General features: G+C 74.3%; 14 protein-coding genes, 1 rRNA gene and 1 pseudogene. 5 read left to right on the top strand and 11 right to left on the bottom strand.

Annotated elements, in window-relative coordinates:
- Positions 1–214: 214 nt before the first annotated feature.
- A complete protein-coding gene (locus tag FHS39_RS19555; protein ID WP_184350662.1) occupies positions 215–2,017 on the top strand; it encodes a glycoside hydrolase family 15 protein in 1,803 nt (600 codons plus the stop codon).
- Here FHS39_RS19555 and FHS39_RS19550 read toward each other — a convergent pair.
- Positions 1,989–3,308 (bottom strand): MFS transporter, encoded by a 1,320-nt coding sequence (locus tag FHS39_RS19550; protein WP_184350661.1) that lies wholly within the window; start codon positions 3,306–3,308, stop codon positions 1,989–1,991. The genes FHS39_RS19555 and FHS39_RS19550 overlap by 29 nt on opposite strands.
- 40 nt (positions 3,309–3,348) lie before the next feature.
- On the opposite strand from FHS39_RS19550, the gene FHS39_RS19545 reads away from it, so the two are divergent.
- Positions 3,349–4,959 carry a PucR family transcriptional regulator gene (locus FHS39_RS19545; RefSeq protein WP_184350660.1) on the top strand — a complete coding sequence of 537 codons (1,611 nt, stop codon included), beginning with the start codon at positions 3,349–3,351 and terminating at the stop codon, positions 4,957–4,959.
- A gap of 4 nt (positions 4,960–4,963) precedes the next feature.
- Here the strand turns inward: FHS39_RS19545 and FHS39_RS19540 are convergent, their stop codons facing one another.
- From FHS39_RS19540 to recN, 3 genes are all read right to left on the bottom strand, one after another.
- The gene (locus FHS39_RS19540; protein ID WP_184350659.1) at positions 4,964–6,082 is read right to left on the bottom strand and encodes a glycosyltransferase; all 1,119 of its coding nucleotides are present in this window, start codon (positions 6,080–6,082) and stop codon (positions 4,964–4,966) included.
- A 135-nt stretch (positions 6,083–6,217) separates the two neighbouring features.
- Positions 6,218–6,991, bottom strand: a complete 774-nt coding sequence (locus tag FHS39_RS19535) for a hypothetical protein (RefSeq protein WP_184350658.1) — start codon at positions 6,989–6,991, stop codon at positions 6,218–6,220.
- Entirely contained in the window at positions 6,991–8,742 is a 1,752-nt protein-coding gene (recN, locus tag FHS39_RS19530; protein ID WP_184350657.1) for a DNA repair protein RecN, read from the bottom strand. The genes FHS39_RS19535 and recN overlap by 1 nt, the downstream gene beginning before the upstream one ends.
- Before the next feature lie 122 nt (positions 8,743–8,864).
- Here recN and FHS39_RS19525 point away from each other — a divergent pair, with 122 nt between their 5' ends.
- Entirely contained in the window at positions 8,865–10,340 is a 1,476-nt protein-coding gene (locus FHS39_RS19525; protein WP_184350656.1) for a S41 family peptidase, read from the top strand.
- On the opposite strand, the gene FHS39_RS19520 is transcribed toward FHS39_RS19525, so the two are convergent.
- The 3 genes from FHS39_RS19520 to FHS39_RS19510 are packed head-to-tail and all read right to left on the bottom strand — an operon-like array spanning position 10,337 to position 12,322.
- On the bottom strand, positions 10,337–11,275 hold the full coding sequence (locus FHS39_RS19520) for an NAD kinase (RefSeq protein WP_045934407.1): 939 nt from the start codon (positions 11,273–11,275) through the stop codon (positions 10,337–10,339). The two genes, FHS39_RS19525 and FHS39_RS19520, sit on opposite strands and share 4 nt — an antisense overlap.
- Positions 11,272–12,078 carry a TlyA family rRNA (cytidine-2'-O)-methyltransferase gene (locus tag FHS39_RS19515; protein WP_184351086.1) on the bottom strand — a complete coding sequence of 269 codons (807 nt, stop codon included), beginning with the start codon at positions 12,076–12,078 and terminating at the stop codon, positions 11,272–11,274. Before FHS39_RS19515 ends, FHS39_RS19520 begins: the two co-directional genes overlap by 4 nt.
- Positions 12,079–12,091: 13 nt before the next feature.
- Entirely contained in the window at positions 12,092–12,322 is a 231-nt protein-coding gene (locus FHS39_RS19510) for a hypothetical protein (protein WP_184350655.1), read from the bottom strand.
- Between the two features lie 69 nt (positions 12,323–12,391).
- Here FHS39_RS19510 and FHS39_RS19505 point away from each other — a divergent pair, with 69 nt between their 5' ends.
- On the top strand, positions 12,392–12,739 hold the full coding sequence (locus tag FHS39_RS19505; protein ID WP_184350654.1) for an SCP2 sterol-binding domain-containing protein: 348 nt from the start codon (positions 12,392–12,394) through the stop codon (positions 12,737–12,739).
- Positions 12,740–12,786: 47 nt separating this feature from the next.
- Here the strand turns inward: FHS39_RS19505 and FHS39_RS19500 are convergent, their stop codons facing one another.
- Positions 12,787–13,818: an HAD hydrolase-like protein gene (locus FHS39_RS19500; protein ID WP_184350653.1), complete on the bottom strand. Its 1,032-nt coding sequence runs from the start codon at positions 13,816–13,818 to the stop codon at positions 12,787–12,789.
- An 80-nt stretch (positions 13,819–13,898) separates the two neighbouring features.
- Here FHS39_RS19500 and FHS39_RS19495 point away from each other — a divergent pair, with 80 nt between their 5' ends.
- Positions 13,899–15,203 carry a DUF1015 family protein gene (locus FHS39_RS19495; RefSeq protein WP_184350652.1) on the top strand — a complete coding sequence of 435 codons (1,305 nt, stop codon included), beginning with the start codon at positions 13,899–13,901 and terminating at the stop codon, positions 15,201–15,203.
- Positions 15,204–15,277: 74 nt separating this feature from the next.
- Here the strand turns inward: FHS39_RS19495 and FHS39_RS25180 are convergent, their stop codons facing one another.
- The 3 genes and pseudogenes from FHS39_RS25180 to rrf form a co-directional block, all read right to left on the bottom strand.
- Positions 15,278–16,078, bottom strand: a complete 801-nt coding sequence (locus FHS39_RS25180; protein WP_343069677.1) for a tetratricopeptide repeat protein — start codon at positions 16,076–16,078, stop codon at positions 15,278–15,280.
- A gap of 354 nt (positions 16,079–16,432) precedes the next feature.
- Positions 16,433–16,921: pseudogene (locus tag FHS39_RS26075) on the bottom strand (hypothetical protein); the annotation flags it as partial.
- 493 nt (positions 16,922–17,414) lie between these two features.
- A 5S ribosomal RNA gene (gene rrf, locus FHS39_RS19485) occupies positions 17,415–17,509 on the bottom strand; the annotation flags it as partial.

The following is a 17,509-nucleotide window of genomic DNA, read 5'->3' as shown; positions in this document are numbered from 1 at the left end:
TCGCGCGTGTCCCAACTCCGCGTCGTATCCTGCTCGGACACATGCAGCGAGCCGGCCGGCACGGCACCATCCCGCCCTCCCCGAGCTACCTCTCCCAGCCACCGCTGGGGGCGCCCGCCAGGGAGGTACTCCCCTTCCGGAACAGAGCTCGTCGAAGATCGCTTGACCGCCAAAGGCCCTCCGGGGTCCTAGATGCCGTTCGACTGGAGATGACGTGGCCGGGCGTATCGAGGATTACGCACTCATCGGCGACATGCAGACCGCCGCACTGGTCTGCCGGGACGGCACGGCCGACTGGCTGTGCCTGCCCCGATTCGATTCGCATGCGGCGTTCGCCGGACTGCTCGGCACGGAAGAGCACGGTTACTGGCGGATCGGCCCGGCGCACCCCTCGGGTGCGGCGCCGCCGCGTGCGGACCGCCGCCGGTACCGGGGGGATTCCCTCGTGCTCGAATCCGAGTGGGACACCGGGCGCGGCACGGTGCGGGTCATCGACTTCATGCCGCCGCGCGACGGTGCGCCCCAGCTGATCCGGATCGTGGAGGGCGTCAGCGGGCGGGTGCCGATGCGCTCGGCGCTGCGGATGCGCTTCTCCTACGGCCGGGTCGTGCCGTGGGTGCACAAGGTGGGCGAGCGCACGGTAGCCGTCGCGGGTCCCGACTCGGTGTGGCTGGACACCACCGCCGACACCTTCGGCAAGGACCTGACCACCTACTCCGACTTCACCGTCTCCCCCGGCGAGCGCGTCGCCTTCACCATCAGCTGGCAGCCTTCGCACCGCGAGCCCCCGGCCCTGCCCGACCCGGACGGGGCGCTGGAGGCCACGGAGGAGTTCTGGCGGGAGTGGGTGGGCCACTGCACGTACCACGGCCCCTACCGGGACGCCGTGGTCCGCTCGCTGATCACGCTCAAGGCACTGACGTACGCCCCCACCGGCGGCATCGTGGCCGCGCCCACCACCTCGCTGCCGGAGGAGATCGGCGGCGTCCGGAACTGGGACTACCGCTTCACCTGGCTGCGGGACGCCGCGATCACCCTCTCCTCGCTGCTGCGCACCGGCTACCGCGAGGAGGCCCGCGCCTGGCGGGAGTGGCTGCTGCGGGCCGTGGCGGGCGACCCGGAGAACCTGCAGATCATGTACGGCATCGCGGGCGAGCGCGAGCTGAGCGAGGCCGAGCTGCCCTGGCTGCCGGGGTACGAGAACTCGACTCCGGTGCGGGTGGGCAACGGCGCCGCGGGCCAGCTCCAGCTGGACGTCTACGGCGAGGTCACCGAGGCCCTGCACCTGGCGCACATGACGGGCCTCGCCCGCAACGACTACGCGTCGCTGCTCCAGCTGCGGCTCATCGGCTACCTCGAGGACCACTGGACCGAGCCGGACGAGGGCATCTGGGAGGTGCGCGGCCCACGCCGCCACTTCGTGCACTCCAAGGTCATGGCCTGGGTCGCGGTGGACCGCACCATCAAGCTCATCGAGTCCGGTGACGTGGACGGCCCGCTGGAGCGCTGGCGCGAGCTGCGCGACGACATCCACCGGGACGTCTGCGAGAAGGGTTACGACAAGGAGCGCAACACCTTCACGCAGTACTACGGCTCGAAGGAGCTCGACGCGTCGCTGCTGCTGATCCCGCAGATGGGCTTCCTGCCGCCGGACGACAAGCGCGTCATCGGCACCATCGAGGCCATCCAGCGCGAGCTGTCCACCGCCGACGGCTTCGTGCTGCGCTATCCGACGGCGGGCGAGGAGGCGGGCGTCGACGGGCTGGAGGGCGACGAAGGGGCCTTCCTGGCCTGCTCGTTCTGGCTCGCCGACGACCTGGCGATGATCGGCCGGGTCGACGAGGCCCGCCAGCTCTTCGAGAAACTGCTGGCGCTCCGCAACGACCTGGGACTGCTGGCGGAGGAGTGGGATCCGCACCTGAAGCGTCAGGTGGGCAACTTCCCACAGGCGTTCAGCCATGTGCCGCTGATCGACACGGCGCTGCGGCTCACCGCGTCGAGCGCGTTCGGAGGCTGAAGTACAGCGCGAAGGCGCTGACGGGGAGGACGAGGACGGCTGCGGCGGCGTTGAGGCCGCCGTAGCCGTAGAGGGCGAGCAGGCCGCCGGAGAGCGCGCCGCCCGCCGCCCCGACGAGGTTCATGAGGGTGTCGGACAGGCCCTGCACCTCCGAGCGGTGCGCGGCGCCGACGGACTCGCTCAGCAGCGTCGAGCCTGCGACGGTCGCACAGGACCAGCCCAGGCCCAGCAGGAAGAGCCCGGCCCCCACCGGCCACTGACGGCCGCCGGAGGTGCCGGCGAGCAGCGTGGCGAGCGCCATGATCCCCTGCCCGGCGAGGATCACCGGTATCCGCCCGAGCCGGTCGGCGGCCTTGCCCACCAGCGGCGAGAGCGCGTACATCCCGGCGATGTGCAGGCTGATGGTGAAGCCCACGACGCCGAGCGAGGCGCCGTGGTGGGCGAGGTGGACGGGCGTCATCGTCATGACGGACACCATCACGGCGTGCCCGAGGACCAGCGCGCCCAGCCCGGTCAGGGCGGCGGGCGAGCCCGTCACGTGCCGGGCCGCCGCGCGCATCCGGGCGCCGAAGCCCTGCCGCTGTGCCTCCTGCCCGCCGTTCGCGGCCTCGCGGGCTCTGGCGAGCAGCAGGGGGTCGGGGCGCAGCCGGGTGTGGACGACGGCCCAGCCGGTGACGAACGCGGCGACGGAGAAGACGAAGGTGCCGGCCGCGTCGGGGACGCCCACGACGCGGGCGACGGCGGCGCCCGGCTCGCTGAGGTTGGGGCCGAGGACGCTGCCGACGGTGGTCGACCACACGACGAGGGAGAGGGCGCCCGCGCGGGCGCCGGGCTCGGCGAGGTCGGCGGCCGCGTAGCGGGACTGCAGGTTCGCGGCGGTGGCGGCGCCGATGAGCAGCATGCCCAGCATGGTCGGCGCGAGCCGGCCGAAGTGGGCCGAGACCAGGACGGTCAGGGCGCCCGCGGTGGCGGTCAGCCAGCCGGCGCCGAGCCCGGCGCGGCGGCCGCGGGCCCGGGAGAGCGCGGCGAGCGGTACGGACACCAGCGCGGCGCCGAGGGTGACGAGCGTGGTGCCGAAGCCCGCGGTGGCCTCGGAGCCGCTGAGGTGCTCCACGAGCAGCCCGCCCGAGGAGAGCATCGCCCCCATGCCGATGCCCGCGACGACCTGCGCCGCCATCAGGACCTTGAGGGTGCGCCGTTGGACGGCGGGCAGGTCGGGGGAAGAGGGGTCGGCGTTGGCCGTGCCGGATATGTCGGACGGCCCGGAGGCGGGTTCGGCGGCAGACGTCATGCGGGACAGGGTAGGCGCGTGCGACCTGTAGGTTCCCGCCATGGAACCGCACGCGCCGTCCGCCGCCCAGGGCACGATCACCGTGGCCCGCGCCCTCGAACTGCCCGCGCTGCGGCGGGGGCTGCCCGAGGTGATGGCGGGCCCGGACCGGCTGGACCGGCCGGTGCGCTGGGTGCACGCGGGCGAAGCGCCCAACATCGCGGCGCTGCTCAAGGGCGGCGAGTTGCTGCTGACCACCGGGCTGGGGCTGGGCGCCCGCGCCGCCGAACAGCGGGCGTTCGTCCGGGGGCTGGCCGAGCGGGACATCGCGGCGCTGGTGGTCGAGCTGGGTGCGCGGTTCGCGACGCTGCCCGCCGCGGTGGTGGACACGGCGCGCTCCTGCGGGCTGCCGCTGGTCCAGCTGCACCGGGAGGTGCCGTTCGTGGCGGTGACCGAGGAGATCCACACGGAGCTGGTCAACGAGCACTACGCGCTGTTGCAGCGGGCCGAGGAGGTGCACCGGCGGTGCACGGAGGTGCTGCTGGGCGGCGGCGGGGTGCCGGAAGTGCTGCGGCTTTTCGCGGACTTCGCGGGCAACCCCGTCTTCCTGGAGACGCCGGACGGGCGGCTGCTGTACGCCGCCGGGCCCGTGGGCGCGAGCGGTGCGGCGGATCCGCTCCAGGTGTGGGACGGGCTGCGGGCGGCGGGGCTGCCAGGGAGTCTGGTGACGGATGTGCCGGGACACGGGCCCGGCCCCGGCGCCGTACGGGCCCGCCTCGCGGTGCTGCCGGTGAACGCGCCGCTCGCGCCCGTGCACCGGATCGCCGCGGACCGGGCGGCCGGGCTGCTGGCGGTGGTGCTGCTCCAGGCGCGGCAGGAGGAGGAGCTGGCCGCCCGCGGGCGCGGCGACTTCCTCACCGACCTGGCCGAAGGGCGCCTGGACGCGGCGGACGCGCCCGCGCAGGCCCGGGTGCTGGGCTTTCGGCCCGGACCGGGACCGCTGCTGCCGGTGGTCATGCGGATGGCCACCGAGCTGGTGCCCCCGGACGCCTGGGCGCCGCTGGCCTGTGCGGTCCACAAGGAGCTGGCGGGCGTGGGGGTGCCGGTGCTGCTGGGCGTACGGCTTCCGGAGGGGCGGGTTCCGCTGCTGGTGGGGCTGCGGGAGGAGGGCGAACGGGCGGCGGTGGCGGACCGGGTCGCGGCGGCGCTGCGGGCCGGGGCGGAGCGGACGGCCGCCCGGCCGCCGGTGGTGGTGGTCGGCGCGCCCGCCACCTGGGCGACGGCCGGGGCGGGGCTGCGCCACGCCGCGCAGGCGGCGACCGCGGCACAGGGGCTGCCGGACCGGCCGTGGCACGACGTGCGGCGGCTGGACGTGGACGTCCTGCTGTGGCGGCTGCGCGCCCACGGCGAGCTGGCGGACTTCGTCGAGCGGGTCATCGGGCCGCTGCTGGCCCACGACCGCACCTCCCGCCCGGCGTTGCTGCCGACGCTGGAGACCTACCTCGCCCACGCGGGCCGCAAGGCGGAGACGGCACGCGAACTCCACCTCAACCGGCAGACCTTGTACGACCGGCTGGCCCGCATCGGCCGACTGCTGGGCACGGATCTGGAGGACCCGCAGACGGTGCTGGCCCTGAGCCTGGCCCTGCGGGCCCGGCGCCACGTGGGGTGACGGCTCAGACCCGGTGCCCGAGTTCGTCGTAAATGCTCAGGACGTGGGCGACCGTGTCGTCCTCCGAGGGCCAGCTCGCCGCCTGGCGGCGGCCCGCCGAGGAGAGTTCGGCCCGGCGGACGGGGTCCTCCAGCAGGCGTGCCACCGCATCGGCGAGCGCGGGCGCATCGCCATAGGGGACGAGCTCGGCCGCCGCCCCCACCAGGTCGGGCACCCCGCCGACCGAGGTGGCCACCAGCGGCACCCCGGCGTGCAGCGCCTCCTGGGCCAGCCAGGACCGCGCCTCCCAACGGCTCGCCAGGATCACGACGTCGGCGGCGGCCAGCAGCTCGGGCACGTCGTCGCGGCGGCCCACCAGCTGCACCGGCAGCCCTTCGTCCTCGATCCGGCGCTGCATCTCCGGGCGTTCGCGCCCCTCCCCCGCCACGACCAGCAGCGGCTCGGGGTCCAGCTCCCGCCAGACCCGGGCGGCATCCAGCAGCGGTCCGTAGCCCTGGCCGGGCTCCAGGCGGCCGACGGTGACGAGCAACGGCCGGGCCACGGCGCCCAGTTCGGCGCGGGCCTTGTTGCGCAGCAGCTCGTCCTCGTCGAGCGCGTACCGGGGCGCGGGCAGCGCCACGGGCGCCAGCCGGGCATCCCGCGCGCCGCGCAGCCGCGCCTGGTCCACCAGGTCCGAGGAAGCGCCGAGCACCACCGCCGCCGCGCGCGCCGCCTGCCGCTCCATGAGCCGTACGACGTGGGAACGCGCCCCCTCCGCGGACACCCGCGTGTGCCAGGTGACCACCAGCGGCGTAGGGCGCCCCCGCAGCGCCAGCGCGGCCAGCATCCCGGAGCGCAGCCCGTGCGCGTGCACCACGTCGGCGTCCGCGGCCGCCGCCCGGATCCCGGCGACGGCCGGCGCGTTCGTGCCTGCGCGCAGCGACACGAAGGACGCGCCCGAATCATCGAACCCGTACCGCCCGGCGGTCTCCCCCGGTCCGCACACCGTCACCCGCAGCCCTCGCGCCACCAGTCCGCCCGCCAACGAGCGCACGTGCGCGCCGCTCCCCCCGCTGCCGCCGCCCAATACCTGAACGGCGTGCAGGGGCGGCCGCCCGTGCGAGGGGCCGGGTGTGCTGCTCACGCGGGGGAAGCTCCTGAGTCGACGTCGGGCGGGGCGTACGGCGAGGTGCTGCGCCCAGGATGCCAGCCTCCACCGGCATCCGGTCACCGCCGTTCCGTGGGCGGCCCGCCCTACCTCGCCCGCACATCCCCGGATTCACCCGCTTTGGGGATTCCGGGCGTCGGCGACGAGGGCCACGGCGGTCAGCACCGCGGCGTGGAAGGCCAGCCCGGCACGGCCGTTGGCGGCCACGACGGCGACGCCGAGCCCCGCGCCGAGGGCGTGGGCGCCGGTGTCGCCGAGCATGGTGCGCTCGCCGATGTCATCGGCGGCCAGCACGGCCGCGGCAGCCACGGGGGCGGCGCAGACCCCCCTCGCGGCCCCACCGCGCAGCAGCCCGCCCGCACCGAGCGCGATCACGGCCGCGGCGGCGCGGCCGGGCCGTACGTCCAGCAGGTTGACCAGGTGCGCGGATCCGGCGATGACGACCGCGGCGAGCGCGCGGTCGAGGGGGCGCTCTTCGAGCACCATCCCGGCGGCGAGCCCGGCGGCACCGATGCCGGCGAGCTTGACGGTGCCGCTGGTCACTTCGCCGCGTCGCAGGGCGCCCAGGTGGGCGCGGAAGCCGCGGCGGGGGTCGCCGGCGCCTGCGACGTCGTCGTACGCGCCGCAGGCCGCGGCGGCGAGCACGGCCAGGGAACCGGCGGCCCGGTGCCGGGCCGGCAGCCCGGGGGCGGTGCCGATGCCCGCCGCGGTGCCCAGCGCGGCGGCGGGACCGCTGCACAGGTCCACGGTGCGGCCCGCGTGGTTCTTGCGCTCCCAGACGGCCCGGCCGCCGGGCCGGGTGCGGCGCAGCGCCTCATACGCGCCACGCGCGACGAGCGCGGCGGTGCCGGCGCCGCGCCGGGCACCGGCCGCCCGCCACGGCATCAACGCCCCGCCCGTGCCGCCTGCAGCAGTTCCTCCGCGTGGGCGCGAGCCAGCTCCGAGTCCTCCTGGCCCGCCAGCATGCGCGAGAGCTCCCGCACCCGGTCCTCGCCCTCCATCGCCTTGACCCCGCTGCGCGTCACCGCGCCGTCGTGGGTCTTCTCCACCACCAGGTGCCGGTCCGCAAAGGCGGCCACCTGCGGCAGGTGCGTCACCACGACCACCTGCGCCGACTGCGCGAGCCGCGCCAGCCGCCGGCCGACCTCGACGGCGGCCTTGCCGCCGACCCCGGCGTCCACCTCGTCGAACAGATAGGTCGGCACCGGGGCGGACCCCGCGAAGACGACCTCCACGGCCAGCATGACCCGCGACAGCTCGCCGCCCGAGGCCCCCTTGGCGATGGGCCGCGGCTGCGCCCCGGGGTGCGGGGTCAGCAGCAGCTCGACCTCGTCCGCGCCGTGCGGCCCGTAGGCGACGGCCCGACCGCCGACCTCGATGCCGGACTCCGCGTCGGACACCGCGTTCTGCCGGAGGGAGAAGGACACCCGCGCATGCGGCATGGCCAGTTCCGCCAGCTCGGCGGTGACGGCTCCGGCGAAGCGCTCGGCCGCCTCCGCCCGGGCGGCGCTCAGCGCCTCGGCCAGCTCCCCGAGCTCGGCCCGCAAGGCGTCGCGCTCGGCGGTGAGCTCGCCGATCCGCTCGTCGTCGCCGTCCAGCTCGGCCAGCCGCTCCGCGCCGCTCTCGGCCCAGGCCAGGACGGCGGTGATGTCCTCGCCGTACTTGCGCGTGAGGTGCGTCAGCGCGGCCCGCCGCTCCTCCACGGCCGCGAGCCGCCGCGGATCGGCGTCCAGGTCGGAGGCGTAGCCGGCCAGCTCGCCCGCCACGTCGCGGAGCAGGATGCCGATCTCGCCGATCCGGTCGGCGAGGGCCGCGAGCGCGGGGTCGTGGGAGCGTACGGCTGCAACGGCCCGGTGCGCACCTGCGACGAGCGTGGCGGCGTCGATGCCCTCGGGGTCCTCCGGATCGCCGGCGAGCGCGGCGTGCGCGGCGGTGGCCGCGGAGGCCAGGGCCTCGGCGTGGCCCAGCCGCTCCGCCTCGGCGGAGAGCTCGGCGTCCTCCCCCGGCACGGGCTCGGCCGCGGCGACCTCCTCCAAGCCGAACCGCAGCAGGTCCGCCTCCTGGGCGCGCTCGCGGGCCCGCGTCGTCAGCTCGGCCAGCTCGGCGGCCACCGCCCGCAGCCTGCGGTAGGCGTCGGCGTACTTGGCGAGCGGCATGGCGACCGCGTCGCCCGCGTAGCGGTCGAGGGCCTGCCGCTGGCGCGCGGGGCGCAGCAGCCCCTGCTGGTCGGTCTGCCCGTGGACGGCGACGAGGTCGTCGGCCAGCTCGCCCAGCAGCCCCACCGGCACGCTGCGGCCGCCCACATGGGCGCGCGAGCGCCCCTCCGCGGAGAGGGTGCGGCTGACGAGCAGCGTGCCGTCGTCGAGCTCGGCACCCGCCTCCTCGGCCCGCACGGCCGCGGGCGACCGGCCGTCGAGGGCGATCCGCCCCTCGACCACCGCCGCCTTCGCCCCGACCCGCACCAGGGCGGGGTCGGCGCGCCCGCCGAGCAACAGCCCGAGGCTGGTGACGACCATGGTCTTGCCGGCGCCGGTCTCGCCCGTCACCGCCGTGAAACCGGGCGACAGCTCGACCACCGCGTCGTCAATGACGCCCAAGGACCGGATCCGCATCTCCTCCAACACGGATACGACCATACGAGGTTCCGGGGGCCCCTCGCGACGGCCTCCCCCACTGAACACCTTGGGGAAAGCCCCACCACCGTTCCGGGTGATCACTCCATGGTCCCGGCACCCCTTACCGGAGGAGGCTGTTCACCATGAACGCAGGCCTCCGCCCCCACACCCGCAGCCCCCGCACCACAGCCCTGCTCCTGGCCGCCGCCGTCGCCCTGACCACCGCCGCCGGCACCGCGAGCGCGGTCGCCGCCACGCCCCGCACGGCCTCGCTCGACGGCACCTGGCGCATGGACGGCTACGGCACGGTCGTCGCCATCGAGGACGGCGGCCGCAAGCTGCGGACGTACGAGACGACGGGCGTCAGCTGTCTGCCCGGCGAGCTGACCGGCACCCGTACCGATGCCACCGGCCCCTTCCGGCAGGACGGCGAGGCACCCCTCACGGTGGCCCTCAAGGGGAGCGACCGGTCGGAGCTGGCGTTCGGGGACAACGTGGGCCACCGCACGCTGCGGCGCACCGCCGCGCTCCCCGCGAACTGCAGCCCCGCCACCGTCCCGTCCCCGGACGCGGACCCGCGCACCGTCTTCGACACCTACTGGCAGACCTACGCCGAGAACTACCCCTTCTTCGCCGCCCGGCACGTCGACTGGAACGCGATGCGGGACCGCTACCGGCCCCGCATCACCGCAAACACCAGCAAAAAGGAGCTCTTCTCGATCCTGTCCGAGATGATCCGGCCGCTCTACGACGGGCACACCGGCCTGGTCGACCTGGAGAACCCCGACGGCTATTTCAGCGGGCACCGGCAGGACACCGTCATCCCCGGGAAGCAGGAACGGGCCCGCATCGACGGCGCGGTCGCCGCGAGCGTCGATGCGGCCGGCGCCCAGAAGGCCGGCGAGCGGTCCTGGGCGAACGGACAGATCACCTACGCCGAGCTGCCCGGCCGGATCGGATTCCTGCGCATCACGACGTTCCTGGGCTACGACCGGGGCAACGCCTACGAAGCCGACAAGGCCACCCTCGACAAGGCCCTCGACGAGGTCTTCACCGCCGCCCGCACCAGCGGCCCGGATGCCCTGCACGGCCTCGTCCTCGACCTGCGCCTCAACGGCGGCGGCTCCGACCGCCTCGCCCTGAGCGTGGCCGAGCGGCTCACCGGACGGCCGTACACGGCCTACCTCAAGCACGCCCGGAACGACGCCCGGGACCCGAAGAAGTTCACCCCCGCCGAGCCGATCGCGGTCAGCCCGCACCGGGGGCCGGTCTACACCGGCCCCCTGACCGTCCTCACCGGCCGGCTCACCATGAGCGCGGGCGAGACGCTCACCCAGGCCCTGCTGGGCCGTGGGCCGCGCCCGGTACTCATCGGCGAGAACACCCAGGGGCTGTTCTCGGACCGGCTCGAACGCACCCTGCCCAACGGCTGGAAGTTCTGGCTGCCGAACGAGGAGTTCGTCAGCGCGCAGGACCACCGCACGACCTACGACGGCACGGGCATCCCGCCGGCGATCCACACGGACGTCTTCACGGAGGACGAGCTCTCCCACCACCGTGACTCGGCGCTCACCCGGGCGCTGGAAGAGCTCCGGGGCCGGGGGCCGGCCCGCCGCTAGTGCGGCGCCCCCCGCCACCCCGCCACCGGCAGGGCGAACTTCGCCACCAGCCGGTCCGTGAACGACGCGTGGTGCAGGCGCGCCAGCCGCACCGGCACCGCACCCCGCCGCACCTCCACTCGCGCACCCGCCGGGAGTTCGACGGTGCGGCGGCCGTCGCACCACAGCACCCCGTTCGGGGTCTGCGGCTGCACCTCGACGGCCAGCACCGAGTCCGGCGCGGTCACCAGCGGCTTGGCAAAGAGGGCGTGGGCGCTGATGGGGACCATCAGCAGCGCCTCGACCTCGGGCCAGACCACCGGCCCGCCCGCCGAGAACGCGTACGCCGTCGAACCGGTCGGCGTCGCGCACACGACGCCGTCGCCGCCGAAACGCGAGACCGGGCGGCCGTCGACCTCGGTGACGACCTCCAGCAGCCGCTCCCGCGCCGCCTTCTCGACGGACGCCTCGTTGAGCGCCCAGTCGGTGTGCACGACGTGCCCGTCCGTGCGGACCAGCACGTCCAGCGTCATCCGCTCCTCGACCTCGTAGGCGCGGGTGACGACCCGGTCCACGACCTTGTCGAGGTCGTCGCGCTCGGCCTCGGCGAGGAAGCCGACCCGGCCCAGGTTGACGCCCAGCATCGGCACCCCGGAGCGCCGCGCGAACTCCGCGCCGCGCAGCAGCGTGCCGTCGCCGCCGAGCACCACCAGCAGCTCACAGCCCTCCAGGGCATCCGGACGGCCCGGACCGGTCTCGACCCGCTCCGCCGAGGGCGGCAGCGGCAGGTCGGCGGCCTCCTTGGCCAGCACCCGCACCCCGATCCCGCAGCGCAGCAGCCCCTCGACCACGAGTTCGGCGCTGCGAATGGCCGCCGGACGGCCGGTGTGCGCGAGCAGGAAGACCGTACGTCCTCCTGCGCTCTGTGCCTGTGATGGTGCTTCTGAAGTGGTCAACGGGGCCCCTCCGCCACTGCACGGTCAACGTCGGCCGGGTCCAGTTCGGGCGCACCGGCGCGCAGCCACAGAAAGTACTCGACATTGCCCGACGGACCCGGCAGCGGGCTCGCCGTCACACCCAGCACACCCAGCCCCAGCCCGGCCGCCTGCCGGGCGACGGTGCACACCGCGTCGGCGCGCAGCTCGGCGCTGCGCACCACGCCGCCGCTGCCCAGCCGCTCCTTGCCCACCTCGAACTGGGGCTTGACCATGAGCACCAGGTCCGCGTCGGGCGCCGCGCACCGCACGAGCGCGGGCAGCACCAGCCCGAGCGGGATGAAGGACAGATCGCCGACGACCAGGTCGACCGGGACGTCGTCGATCTGCTCCAGCGTCAGTTCGCGCACGTTCGTCCGGTCCTTGACAGTGACGCGCTCGTCGCTCTGCAGCGACCAGGCCAGCTGCCCGTAGCCGACGTCGACGGCGACGACGTGGGCGACGCCCGAGCGCAGCAGCACGTCGGTGAAGCCGCCCGTGGAGGCGCCCGCGTCCAGCGCCCGCCGGCCCTCGACCTTCAGCCCGAGCGGCACGAAGGCGGCCAGGGCGCCGGCGAGCTTGTGACCGCCGCGCGAGACGTAGTCGGGGTCGCTGTCGTCCTGGGTGACGACCAGAGCGGCGCTGGTCTCCACCTGCGTGGCGGCCTTGGTCGCCGTCGTGCCGCCGACGGTCACGCGCCCTGCGGCGATCAGCTGGCTCGCGTGCTCGCGCGAACGGGCCAGCTTGCGGCGCACCAGCTCCGCGTCGAGTCGGCGGCGGGTCACTGCCACGTGCGGTTCAGCTCCTGTTGTCGTACGGACGCGTGGGGCCCGAAGGCCCGGGGTGCCGGTCGAGCGCGCCGAGCGCGTCGCGCAGACCTGCGTGTACATCCTCGTACACCTCCAGGTGACCGCTCGCGTCGAGGTGGCCGGCGTCGGCCAGCCGGGCCAGGACGGCGTCCACGCGGTCGTTTCCGGTGGGGGTCCGTTCGACGCCGAGCGGCTGGGGCTGGGAAGGGCCTTCGGTCATGGTTCCGACGCTACCTCGGAACGGGTGTTTCTCCGGCGTTTCCGCCGTTCTGAGGTAGCGTCCAGGGAAATGGCGACCATTGAGGAGTGCCGGGGCGCACTCGACAGGCTGGCGGAGAACCTCGAAGGGGCGGGCGGGGAGCTGCGCAGCGCCGCCGCGCTCGACCGTTCCCTCAGCTGTCACATCACCGACCTCGACGTGACCTTCGTCGGGCACCTCAGGGACGGCCGGATCAGGGATGTGATGACCGTCCACGGCACGCCCGAGCGGCGGGCCGAGATCGGTCTGGAGATGTCCGGCGACGACCTGCTGGCCCTGGTCGACGGCAAGATTCACTTCGCACGGGCCTGGGCGAGCGGCCGGGTCAAGGTCCAGGCGAGCCTGCGGGACGTGCTCCGGCTGCGCTCGATCCTGTAGGGGCCCGGAGGGGGCCTTCGCCCCCCGAGACCCTCTCCTGCCGGCTCCTACCAGCCGAGCCGGGCCAGCGCCTTGCCCGGGTCCAGCTCGCAGACCCCGTCGCCGGCCGTCGTCCAGGCGGCGGCGCACAGCGCCCGCAGCGCGTCGCCGCGGTCACCGTCCCCGTCGAGGACGAACGCGTCACCGCTGACCGACGCCGTCCATCCGCCGCACCGGAAGCCTTCGCCGGCCGTGCCGGAGACGGCGGGCTGCGCCACGAGCAGCCCGCGCAGGTCCTCCGCCACATACGTCGCCCGATGCTCCGGCCGGGCCGCGAGGAGCTGCGTGGGCGTCGTCACACCGGTCAGCACCAGCAGCGAGTCCACTCCGCCGACGTGCGCGCCCTCGATGTCCGTGTCCAGCCGGTCCCCGACCACCAGCGGCCGCTCGGCCCCGGTCCGCAGGATCGTCTCGCGGTGCATGGGCGGCAGCGGCTTGCCCGCCACCTGCGGCTCGGCGCCGGTCGCTATCCGCACCACCTGAACCGCCGCCCCGTTGCCCGGTGCGATGCCCCGCGCGCTCGGAATCGTCAGGTCCGTGTTGGAGGCGAACCACGGCACCCCGCGCGCCACCGCGTACGAGGCCTCCGCCAGCCGCGACCACGGCATGTCGGGCCCGCCGTACCCCTGCGCCACGGCGGCCGGGTCGTCGTCCGCCGACTCCACCGGCACCAGCCCGCGCTCACGCAGCGCGACCCGCAGCCCCTCGGCGCCGATCACCAACACCCGGGAACCTGACGGAATCTGATCGGAAATCAGCCGGGCCACCGCCTGGGCCGAGGTGATCACGTCCGCCGGCCCGGCCGGCACGCCCAGCTCGGTCAGATGCCCGGCCACGGTCTCGGGCGTGCGCGCCGCGTTGTTCGTCACGTAGGCCAGGTGCATCCCGCCGTCCCGGGCCGCACCCAGCGATTCCACGGCGTGCACGATCGCCTCGCCCCCCGCGTACACGACGCCGTCGAGGTCGAGCAGCGCGGTGTCGTAGGCCTCGCTCAGCCGCTGCCCGCTGCCGTCGGGGCGGGTCCGGACGGTCTGCTCCATGCTGTGATCGCTCCCTGTGCCGTACGTCTCTTCCCCGATCATTTCATTGCCCGGCGGGTCTCGGGACATAGCATTTCCCAATGAGCACTCCAGGCCACGGCCCCACCGGTGCCACCGGGCAGGGGCTTCATCTCGCACCCTTCCGGGGGCTGCGCTACGTCCCCGAGCGGGTGGGCAGCCTCGCCGCGGTCACCTCGCCGCCGTACGACGTCGTCGTACGGCCCGACGGCCTGCGCCACCTGGAGACCGCGGACCCGCACAACATCGTCCGGCTCATCCTCCCGCAGGCGGCCACGGCCGCGGACCGGCACCGCCAGGCGGCCCGCACCCTGCGCCGCTGGCAGGACGAGAACGTCCTCGCCGCCGATCCCGTGCCCGCGCTCTACGTCTACGAGCAGCGGGGCGAGGGCATACTCCAGCGCGGCCTCATCGGCGCCCTCCGCCTCACCCCGCGCGAGGAAGGCGTGGTCCTCCCCCACGAGGACGTCATGCCGCACATCATCGAGGACCGCGCCGCCCTGATGCGCGACACCAGCGCCAACCTGGAACCGCTGCTGTTCTCCTACCGTGGCGACGGCAATGGCACGGAAGGCGCGGCGGGCGTCATCGAGCGCGTCATCCGCACCGAGCCGCTGCTCTCGACGACCACCGACGACGGCTACGCGCACCGCCTGTGGTCGATCACCGCCCAGGACGACCTGGACCGGATCGACCGGGACCTCTCCCACCGGCACGCCCTCATCGCCGACGGCCACCACCGCTGGGCCACCTACCTGCGCCTGCGCGCCGAGCAACCGGCGCCGGGCCCCTGGGACTTCGGCCTGGTGCTGCTCGTGGACACCGCCCGCTACCCGCTGCGGGTCCGCGCCATCCACCGCCTGCTGCACCGCCTCCCGGTCGCCGAGGCACTGGCCGCGGTGGGCGGCACCTTCCGGGTGCGCACCCTCGACGTACCGCTGCAGGACGCCCTCGACGCGCTGGCGCAGGCGGTGGGCGGGGGCGGTCACGGCAATGCCTTCCTGCTGGCGGGCGACGGCCGCTTCCACCTCGTCGACCGCCCGGACGCGGAGCTGCTGGCCCGCACGATCCCGGCCGACCGGCCGCGGGCATGGCGCGAGCTGGATGCCACGGTGCTGCACTCCACGCTCCTGGAGCACGTCTGGCATGTGCCGGACGACCCGGAGCACATCGGCTACATCCACGAGACGGCGGCCGCCGTCGAGCAGGCCGAGCGCCACGGCGGCACGGCAGTGCTGATGCACCCGGTCCACGAGGACGTCGTCCGTGAACTCGCCGAGCAGGGCGTCACGATGCCGCGCAAGTCGACGTCGTTCGGCCCCAAGCCGGCGACGGGGCTGGTGCTGCGGAGCCTGGCTCTGGACTGAACCGGAATACGACGACGAGGGCGGAACCCCTGGTGGGGGTTCCGCCCTCGTCGTCGTATCAGTGCCGGAGCGTCTTAGGCGTCCTTGGAGCCGGAGTCCTCGGCGTCGGCGGCTGCATCGGCGTCGGCTTCGGCAGCGGGGGCCTCGGCGGCCGGGGTCTCGACAGCCGGGGTCTCGACAGCCGGGGTCTCGACAGCCGGGGTCTCGGCGACAGCCTCGTCCGCGGTCTCGTCCGCGGTCTCCTCAAGGGCGTCCGTGAACTCCACGCCGTCCAGCTCGGCGAGCCGGTCGGAGGCGTTCGTGGTGCCGCCCTGGTCGGCCTCGAGGGCCTTGGCGAACCACTCGCGCGCCTCGTCCTCGCGGCCCACGTCGAGCAGCGCATCGGCGTAGGCGTACCGCAGGCGTGCGGTCCACGGCTGGACGGAGTTCGACGCCAGCTCGGGGCTCTGCAGCGTCACGACCGCCGCGTCCGCCTGGCCCATGTCCTTGCGGGCACCGGCGGCGACCAGGCGCATCTCGACCTGGCTGGCCTTGTCGAGCTTCTGCACCTCGGGCTCACCGGCCATGGCCAGGGCACGCTCCGGGCGGCCCATGCCGCGCTCGCAGTCGGCCATGACGGGCCACAGCTCGACCGAACCGGTCATCCGGCGGGCGGCACGGAACTCGGCGAGCGCCTCGGAGTACTTGCCGGTGGCGTACGCGGCGAAGCCGGCGGCCTCACGGACGGCGGCCACGCGCGAGGCGAGCCGCAGGGCGACCCGCGAGTACTCGTAGGCCTGCTCGGGCTCTTCGTCCAGCAGCCTGGCGACCATGACGAGGTTGCGCGCGACGTCCTCGGCGAGCGTCTTCGGCAGGCTCATCAGCTCCTGCCGCACGTCCTTGTCGATCTCCTCGCCGGTCACTTCCTCGGGGATCGGCAGCCGCTTCACAGGCTCGCGGTCGCCGCGGTCCCGGTCGTCACGGCGCCCGTAGCCACCGGAGCGGTCGTCGCGGCCACGGTAGCCGCCGCCCTGCCGGTCGTCACGGAACGAACGACGGGGGCCGCGGTCGTCGTCGCGGCGCGGGCCACGGTCGTCACGACGATCGTCGCGACGGAAGCCACCACGGTCGTCATCACGACGAGGACCACGCTCATCGCGGCCACCGCGGTAGCCACCACGGTCGTCGTCGCGACGGGGGCCGCGGTCGTCACGACGCTCGTCCCGGCGGAACGACGGACGCTCGTCACGACGGTCATCGCGGCGGAAGCCGCCACGGTCGTCGTCGCGACGCGGGCCGCGGTCGTCACGACGCTCATCGCGACGGAACGACGGACGGTCATCGCGGCGCTCGTCACGGCGGAAACCACCACGGTCATCGTCGCGACGCGGGCCACGGTCGTCACGACGCTCATCGCGACGGAACGACGGGCGGTCATCGCGACGGTCATCGCGGCGGAAGCCGCCACGGTCGTCATCACGGCGGGGACCGCGGTCATCACGACGCTCGTCACGACGGAACGACGGACGCTCGTCACGGCGCTCGTCACGGCGGAAGCCGCCACGGTCGTCGTCGCGACGCGGGCCGCGGTCATCACGACGCTCATCGCGACGGAACGACGGGCGGTCATCGCGACGGTCATCGCGGCGGAAGCCGCCACGGTCGTCATCACGACGGGGACCGCGGTCGTCACGGCGCTCATCGCGACGGAAACCACCAGTGGAGGGGCGGTCATCCCGACGGAAGCCACCGGACGGGCGGTCGTCACGTCGGAAGCCACCACCGGAGCGGTCGTCACGACGGTCATCGCGACGGAAGGTCGGACGGTCGTCATCACGGCGCGGGCCACGGTCGTCACGACGGTCATCGCGACGGAAGGTGGGACGGTCGTCGCGACGCTCGTCACGGCCACCGCGGAAACCGCCGCGGTCATCGTCGCGGCGCGCGGAGCCACCAGCCGGACGGCCACCACGGTCGTCGCGACGGAAACCGCCGGAGCGGTCATCACGGCGGAAGCCGCCGGCACGGGGGCCGCGAGGCCCACCGCGGCGCTCGCCGCCCGAGCGATCGTCGGGAGAGTTGGTGGACATCGACGTGACTCCTGTCTTCAGCTACCGCTGTCATTCTCGCGCACACTGCTCACAGATGCGCTTCGGCAAGATATGCAAAGGAAAAAACAAAAGGACCCTTGGTCCCAGCGTGAACGCTGGGACCAAGGGTCCTTGAAAGATTGTTCGGCGGCGTCCTACTCTCCCACACGGTCCCCCATGCAGTACCATCGGCGCTGAAAGGCTTAGCTTCCGGGTTCGGAATGTAACCGGGCGTTT

Source organism: Streptomyces olivoverticillatus, assembly GCF_014203555.1.
Taxonomy (GTDB): domain Bacteria; phylum Actinomycetota; class Actinomycetes; order Streptomycetales; family Streptomycetaceae; genus Streptomyces; species Streptomyces olivoverticillatus.
The sequence above is the reverse complement of the archived record's forward strand: the minus strand, read 5'-3'. Positions and strand labels throughout refer to the sequence as shown.